This is a genomic window from uncultured Anaerobiospirillum sp., from assembly GCF_902485895.1.
GTDB lineage: Bacteria > Pseudomonadota > Gammaproteobacteria > Enterobacterales > Succinivibrionaceae > Anaerobiospirillum > Anaerobiospirillum succiniciproducens.
Genome location: NZ_CABTML010000108.1, coordinates 60,765 through 69,103 on the forward strand (window position 1 = coordinate 60,765; position 8,339 = coordinate 69,103).

Below are 8,339 nucleotides of genomic sequence, written 5' to 3' on the forward strand. Positions count from 1 at the left end.
TTATAGGTCTAGATAATATGAACCACGGTGCCAATTACGTCCACAAAGAACTTTGTAGAGAGCTTTCAGACTATATCAAGTCACAGTACTTTAGAAAGTCTCCCATCTTACTCAATGCATTAAGTAAAGAACTCGAACAGGAGCGCGTTTTATATCGCACGCCATTCATTGAGTCTTCTCCTGCTTACATAAGTATCGAAAATGGCATCAGCAAGTCTAATCTAGATCCATGGCTTAAGGATTACTTCCTGCAATTGGCACAACATGGCTTAGGCGTATTTACCTCTCCATTTTCCCATCAGATTAGTGCTTTAGAAAATTCAGTTGCACTCAAAGATCTCTTTGTTTCTACTGGTACAGGCTCAGGTAAGACTGAGTGCTTCATGTGGCCAATTCTTGCTAAATTAGCAACTGAGGCACGTAACAACAGTAACTTGTGGAACATACGTGGTGTCCGTGTCATCATCATGTATCCGATGAATGCCTTGGTATCAGACCAGGTTAGCCGCTTACGTCGCATGCTAGGCGATCAAGATGGTAAGTTCATTTCAACCTTTAGAAACGTATGTGGTTTAAACACTCGCCGACCTCAGTTTGGCATGTACACAGGACGAACACCTTACTCAGGAAAGAAACCTGTTCCATTGCAAGACAAAATGCTGGTTGAAAGCTTTCAAAAAATCTTTAATGCAGACAATAACGATAATAATGACTTCATACAGACCCTAATTAAGGAAGGCAAGTTACCCGCAAAAGCAAATTTTGAAGATTTTTTAGCCAGACTACTAGAGTCTAATCACACCCCAGATCCTGAAGATGCTGAGCTAATTACTCGCTTTGAAATGCAACAGTGTTGCCCAGATATTCTCATTACCAACTACTCGATGCTTGAGCGCATTTTGTTACGTAACCTTGAGAGTAATATTTGGGATAGCACTAGATCATGGCTTAAATCTGATGATAAGAATAAATTGCTCTTCATCATTGATGAAGCCCACATGTACAGTGGCTCATCAGGTGGTGAAGTAGCATTATTAATTCGTAGATTATTCCATAAACTAAATATCTCACGAGATCGCGTTCAATTCATTCTAACTACAGCAAGTATGCCAAACCAGGATGAGGCAGATAGAACTGCAGTCATGCGTTTTGCAAACTCTCTCTCGGTTAATGATGCTGGCGATGAGTCTTCATTCGTATATTTGCGCGGCGAAAGAGAAACCGTTGATGGGCAAGTAATTTACGACATACCTAATGATCTTTTATTAAGAGCAAATCCAGTTGATTTTGAAAGCGATGATGTACTAAAACTCAATGCTCTCAAAGACTTCTGGTCAAATATTAATGGATTCGATAAATCTTTAGATTCAGTCGAGTCCATTTGCAATTGGATGTACTCTAACATTGCGCTATATAAGCCTTTTAATAAGCTCCTACTACATTGTCGCGGTAATGCCGTGTCAATGGACGAGCTTGCTAAGTCAATATTTCCTGATCTTAATTACGATGATGCTTTAGGCGCTGTAAGCGTGCTTCTTGCCATAGCTCCGCTTGCTAAAAACACTAAAGGAGCAATACTCTTCCCGGCTCGCATGCATATGCTCTTTAGAGGCTTTAATAGTGTTTATGCTTGCACTAATCCACAATGCAAAGAATCCCATACTGAAGATGGAATTACATTAGGAGCGATCTTCTTAAATAATGATCACCTATCTTGCCCTCATTGCGGCAGCCAGATGTACGAGCTTTATAATGATCGCCGCTGTGGAGCCTTATTCTTAAAAGGCTACATTCACCTTGACTCAAAAGGCCTTAATGGCAGCAAATATTTATGGCGAAACCATGGCTTAGTCATGGATAAAAATCTTAAAGAGATCCATCTGTATATTCCTCCTGCCGGATTTACTAGAAAGCAAACTAGCTCAGATAATCAACAAGTACCTTGCTATTTAGATATCAAAAGTGGCTATATCCATTTTGGCGATGACTCTTTAGATGGGGCTAATGGATTCAGAAAGCTCTACTACATGGATTTCGAGGCTAAAGGAAAGCCAGATATCCTCACATTCTCTAGTTGCCCGCACTGTAACCATCAATTTGCATCTGCAGAACTTAGTCCTTTTAACACTAGAGGAAATCTTTCATTTTTCAACCTTATCAAGGCGCAGTTCTTATTACAGCCACCTGTTCCAAGCAAAGTAGGACATGCAGACAAGTTCCCAAATGAGGGACGCAAAGTCTTACTGTTCTCTGATAGCCGTCAGCGAGCAGCAAAGCTTGCCAAAGAAATGAGCAGCTACTCGGAGATAACTGCAGCTAGACAATTGACTGTGCTAGCAATTAAGCAAATGGAAGAGTTAAGCGACAATAACAATGACTACTCATTAAGCGATCTGTATGATTTCCTTGCATTATGCGCAAAACAACATGGGGTGAGCATGTTGCATGGGGATGACCGCACTACATTTTGCGATGTAGGCACGATTTGTTTAGAATCTTTCCAACAATATCTGAGCCAAGCAGAGCGTGGCAATCGTCGTAGCAGAAGAGCCAATAGAGGTTATACAGCAGAATACTCGCTATCAAACGCACCAATAGAAATTCAAGAATACGTAATTAGACTCTTCGCTGGTAGCTACAATACTCTATATGAATCAGCATCCTCATGGATTGAGCCCACTTATAACACCCTTGATAATATGCTTGATGAGTTGGATTCCTCACAGATATTTTTTTCTGAAGAAGAGCTAATTGAGTTGTGTCATGCATGGTTTATCTGGGCTTTTGATAAAGGCACAGCCATTGGCCATGACATTCATGATAAGGTTCGTTACCGCGTTAGAAAGAGATTCAACCACTATGGCCTAGAAGACAATTGGGACTTCTCTGAAAATATTAAGAATATTATGGGGTGGAAGCAAGATGATAAAGTCGTCATAAAACTAAGAGAAGTCTTTACCAAACGCTTGCTCAAGAAAAACGGCAACAACAATAACCCATATTTCTATGTTGACACATCTAACGTAAAACCTAGATTCAATACATCGCACATCTGGTTTAAGTGCGAAACTTGTTCTGAAATAAGTCCGTTCCTGCTAAAAGGTAAATGTCCTATCTGCGGCTCTGAACATACTCATAAAATGACACCAAAAGAGTACAGTGCGCTTAACTTCTGGCGTCAGCCTATTGATGATGCTTTAAATGGAAAACAAATCCGCATTATCAATACTGAAGAACATACCGCACAGCTTTCTTTTAAGGATCAACGTAATGCTCAGTGGTCTAGAACAGAACAGTATGAGATGCGCTTTCAAGATATCTTACAGAATAATGAAACACCTGTAGATATCCTCAGCTCTACCACTACCATGGAAGTTGGTATTGATATCGGTTCATTGGTTGCAGTTGGTTTACGCAACGTACCTCCAAAGCGGGAGAACTACCAGCAACGTGCTGGTCGTGCTGGTCGTCGCGGCTCTAAGATCTCAACTATTGTGACTTATTGTGAGGGTGGAGCTCATGACTCTCTGTACTTTAACAATCCAGTACCAATGCTTAGAGGTGATCCACGTAGGCCGTGGATTGACATTGAACGTACTAAGCTTTTACAACGTCATCTTGCCATGATCCTTCTCCAGGAATTCCCTTATATCGCAAAGAATGGTCTTGATGAGACAGATGCAGTATTGTTCCTAGATGAGACGCTAGATGACTTTAATCACTACATAGATAACATTGAAGAGTCACATATAAAAGGGCTGCTGCCACTAAAGAATGATTTGGATATTGCTCTATTCAGAGAAAATCTTAAAGACGCTATGACCAAATTAAAGACAAAAAGAGACAGAACTCCTGAACTCTTTGGAGAGGCAACTGATGGTGGAAAAAGCAAACATATCGCTTTGCTAGATGCTCTATATAGTGAAGGTGTGATCCCTACCTATTCTTTCCCTAAAAACGTAGTCAACACATACGTTTTTGACAAGAAAGGTAATATTACATCCGAGGTTGGGCGTAGCTTAGAAGTTGCAATTAGCGAATCGGCTCCTGGCCGCTCTCTTGTTATAGATAAGAAGACCTATCAGATCGGAGGCTTCTACTCTCCACATTCAACTAAAAGAGATATCTTTTCGCCAGCGAAATCATTCATGGAGGACCCTAATTATTTAAAGAAAATTGTTAGATGTAAAAAATGCGATTGGTTCGGACTTGCTACAGATCATGAAAGTACTTGCCCATTCTGTGGTAACCATGATTTAGAAAATGACCGACCTATGCTTATTCCTTGGGGATTTGCGCCAAAGAACGCAAGAGACATTAATGATGCTCAATTAACAGAAGAATATAGTTCAGCGCAGCAGCCACTATACTCAACCCTTCCAAAGGGTGATGAGATGAATGATGTTGATAGCTACACAAATCTCAAGATGGTTTCGCGTACTAATCAGCGCATCATTATGCTCAACAAAGGTCCTTATGAAAAAGGATTCATGGTGTGTTCAGACTGCGGTGCGGCAATACCAGGAGACAAGCCAACGATTCTAGAAGGTATTTCACGCCCATACATGTTGCGAAATAAAACTCTTAAACCTTGTTCACATAAAAATGTTGAAAACATCAATTTGGGCTATGACTTCATCACCGATATGCTGGTACTAGAGTTTTCCATTGACTCATCTAAGATCGATATCAACTCTGATGACAAGTCATGGATAAATAGAGCCTCACAATCTTTAGCTGAAGCCATACGACTAGCAGCAAGTAAACTTTTAGACGTTGAATTTACAGAGCTAGTATCTGGCTTCCGTTTTAGACGAGGAAGTTCAGGATGTTTCATAGACATTTACCTATACGATAGCCTGTCTAGTGGTGCAGGATACTCATCTGCCGCTGCACAACGAATTAACGACATCTTGGTAGAGGCTGAAAACATTCTAAGTCAATGCAATTGCCAATCAGCATGCTCTAATTGTCTAAAACACTACCGAAACCAGTACGCACATGGAGTATTTGACAGAAAAGAGGCATTACATTTACTTGATTGGGCTAAGACAGGAGAATTGCCTCAATCTATTCCGCTAAGAGAGCAACAAGCGCTCTTGGCTTCATTAAAAAACATCATTACGAATGCTGGTATTACGCTTCAAATGGATGAGCAACAAACTACTGGTGAAAGTGCAGGAGTAAGCAAACAAATTATTATTTACCCTGCAATGTGGAGTCTTCCTTATGAGAATAACACTATATTTATAAGCGATGCCCTACTTAAGTATGCCAAACCATATGCTATGGATCATCTTAAGCACGGTTTTGGTATATATAGCTAACCTTAAGCTTAGAAAACAACTTAACGTTGCAAGATAGCAGAAAGAAAAAGCCCGCAAGATCGAAACATTGCGGGCTTTTTCGTTATGGGAACATTATAAAATTAGGTCAGTCTTTAGTTAGGCAGACTAAGGTTTCGATATGAACTGTGTGAGGGAACATATCAAAGCCCTGTACGTAATCAATCTTAAAGCCACCTAGAAGTAATGGGGCAAGATCGCGCTTTAAGGCCTTTAATGAGCAGAAGATCATGCTGACCTTGCAAGGGCCTTTGTTCTTGGCGAGCAAGGCTGCATTGTTAGCACCGATACCAGCACGAGCAGGATCGGCGATCACAGCTTTAACATCGCTGAGCATATCTTTGCTCAAAAGCTTAGGCAGTGCCTTAGACATATCTGATGCAATGAAGCTTACATTGCTAATGCCATTGCGCTGAGCATTTTCTTTAGCAGCATCAATCGATGACTGCACGATCTCAACGCCAGTAACCTCATCAAAGTGATCTGCAAGTGCCAAGGTCATAGTGCCTACACCACAGCAAAGATCGATGGCCTTGCCTCTAGCTTGTTTGCATGCAGCGCCCGCACCTGATTCTGTTGCATTTGAGTTAGCGCAAGCGCTTGCGCTTGCGCTTGCGTTAACTGATGTGCAGTGAGCTACAGCAGCTCCATAGAGCTGCTCACACACGTCATAATTAACTTGCACAAAGGTTTGAGGACCAACATAGAAATCTTTGCCCGCAATGCTCTTGCTAAGTCTTGATGCGCCATGGATGAGAGTAACTTCATCACAGTACAGGGAGTTACCGTCTTGTGTATTAATGCCCACATACAAAGAGGCAAGCTCTAGGCTCTGTGCAGTAGCTTTAAGCGTCTCTTGCTCTTGTGAAGTAAGAGATTGTGTAGTGATGAGTAATACAGCTACACCATCATCACATTGACGCAATTGCATAGCTTTGAGAGTGCCATTATCAGCGCCATCTACAGCCTTCAGGTTTAATGATGACAGGGTAGTGTTGAGCTCGTTTGCAATAATGGCAAAGCACTCTGGCTCTAATGGGCAACTGTCAATGGCAATCAGATCATGACTACGGGAGGCAAAGAAGCCTTGTTCTAGCTGATTGCTTTGAGTGTTATTGGCAAAGTAGCGAATCGATTTGAAACGACAAGGTTGTTCGCTGCAAGAGTGGGTTTCTCTTATAAAGTCATCAAGCATGTCGCTATTGAGAAGGTCTGGACGCTTGAGACTTTTGACTACATCTTCTAACGCATCTTTAATATCTGAGCGCTTGAGCTTAAGCTGAGAGGTATAAGTCATGTGCTGCAAGGCACAGCCACCACATGAGCCAAAGTACTGGCACAAAGCAGTGCTCTGACGATCTTTAGATGGCTTAACTATGGATCTGACCTTGCCTGGGCAACGTTTGGAGTTTGGTACAAATGGCTGCCCTACTTCAACTTCTACCTGTTCTCCTACTAACACGTTCTCAATATAGATTTCACGGCCTGCATCAAGCGCAATACCCTCGCCTTTTGGCGACAATTTAGTAACTGTGACTAGTGATGTATGAGACATGATCAGATCCTAAGCTTGGGTATGTGTCAGTGGAGCAAGTCAATCATATAGATGGCCATTAATACTGGCATATCCATAAGAGTGAGTACACATTGTAGCGAATCACAAGATAAATAATAAGCTTGTTAGAGCATTCCATTGCATCTTGCCTATGCTCATTTATGCAAGAACAAGAGGTATATACACCTTCAAGTTAGTCTCTTAAAGCTATGTGTAGACAATTGCCTTAAATGCCCACCATATATAGCCATGAAATGGCTAATATAAGCTACATTCCTTATCTTTTTGCAGATCTAGGTTAACTCTAAGTTTTTAGTGCTATCCTAAGTGTATATCAGACAGCCTTAATGGCTATAACAGGTTTTATTCGTTTTATATTAAGCTGACGCTCATACACATACTGCGGCAGCAATATACTCTGCCCTTGCTAGCTGGCAGATATTTGTTTGATTAAGGGGTAATTCATGCGCAATTTACTGAAGAAAAAAGGCATTGTGTCTAGTTCTGCCATTGCTCTTGCGCTTTCTGCGTCCCTCGTAGTTTCTGGCTGTACCAATCCAACAAGTACTGCCGGTTCAGTATCTTATTTTACTGAAGGCGTGATTACCGACATTGAGTACATCACCATTGATCTTAACCACTACAACACCAAAAACACAGCTGCAGTTGGTGGCGTTGCAGGTGCTGCAGCAGGTCAGATCCTTGGTGGCAATACCAAATCAACTTTAATTGGTGCAGGTATTGGTGCTTTATTAGCTGCCGGCGCAAGTATGGTAATGGACAGAACTACTGATGGCGCTCGTCTGACTGTGAATACCAATCAGGGTCTAATTCTGGTTGATCAGCCATTCTCTTGCAATTATCGTAAGGGCGCTAAGATTCGTCTTATCAACCGTAGCGACAACACTGTTGATGTGCAGGTTCTTGTAAATGGCAGCTACAAGACTGCTGAAAAGAACGCTCACAAAGACTGCCCTATCTAGTGTAAAGATTTCTCTAATCTAGTGAGTATATGTTAAAGCCTGCCTCGTGCAGGCTTTTTTGTCTCTAAAAACCATAGCGCCAATGTAGAGCGGGCGCTGATACTCATGGCCTGATAATTAACCACTAATTCTTTATAGTCCTTATTTGCATGATGGGCTTGTAAGCCGTTGCACACCCCACAAGTAAAAAATTAAAAATGGCCCTCAGCCCTTATTGCATCTGGCTTTGCTTGAAATGCTGGTACTAAATGATGCTAAAGAGCCAGCTCATATATGCAAGGCATGACAAGCGTGTGGATTGGCTTTGCTATGTCTTCATTCAAGACTTTTATTTGCGTGTTGTCGTGTGCAATGAATTTGAGCATATTAACGCAATGAAAACAGATCCTCTGGCTAAAATTTAAAAGTGATCCACGTTGTGTATAGTTTTGCAAAAGTTAGTAAAAAAAATAGCCA

At 41.4% G+C, this 8,339-nt stretch carries 3 protein-coding genes; 2 read left to right on the forward strand and 1 reads right to left on the reverse strand.

Going from position 1 to position 8,339, the window contains the following annotated elements:
* Positions 1–254 precede the first annotated feature (254 nt).
* Positions 255–5,327 carry a DEAD/DEAH box helicase gene (locus RDO37_RS09155; protein WP_308498859.1) on the forward strand — a complete coding sequence of 1,691 codons (5,073 nt, stop codon included), beginning with the start codon at positions 255–257 and terminating at the stop codon, positions 5,325–5,327.
* A gap of 106 nt (positions 5,328–5,433) precedes the next feature.
* Here RDO37_RS09155 and RDO37_RS09160 read toward each other — a convergent pair whose 3' ends face one another.
* Complete coding sequence (locus RDO37_RS09160; protein WP_308498860.1) at positions 5,434–6,900, reverse strand: methyltransferase domain-containing protein; 1,467 nt, start codon at positions 6,898–6,900, stop codon at positions 5,434–5,436.
* Positions 6,901–7,364: 464 nt separating this feature from the next.
* On the opposite strand from RDO37_RS09160, the gene RDO37_RS09165 reads away from it, so the two are divergent.
* Positions 7,365–7,883: a hypothetical protein gene (locus RDO37_RS09165; protein WP_044122124.1), complete on the forward strand. Its 519-nt coding sequence runs from the start codon at positions 7,365–7,367 to the stop codon at positions 7,881–7,883.
* Positions 7,884–8,339 lie beyond the last annotated feature (456 nt).

Coding starts and splice junctions, on each gene's coding strand:
- RDO37_RS09165 (WP_044122124.1), top strand. CDS start 7,365: ATGCGCAATTTACTGAAGAAAAAAGGCATTGTGTCTAGTTCTGCCATT.
- RDO37_RS09160 (WP_308498860.1), bottom strand. CDS start 6,900: ATGTCTCATACATCACTAGTCACAGTTACTAAATTGTCGCCAAAAGGC.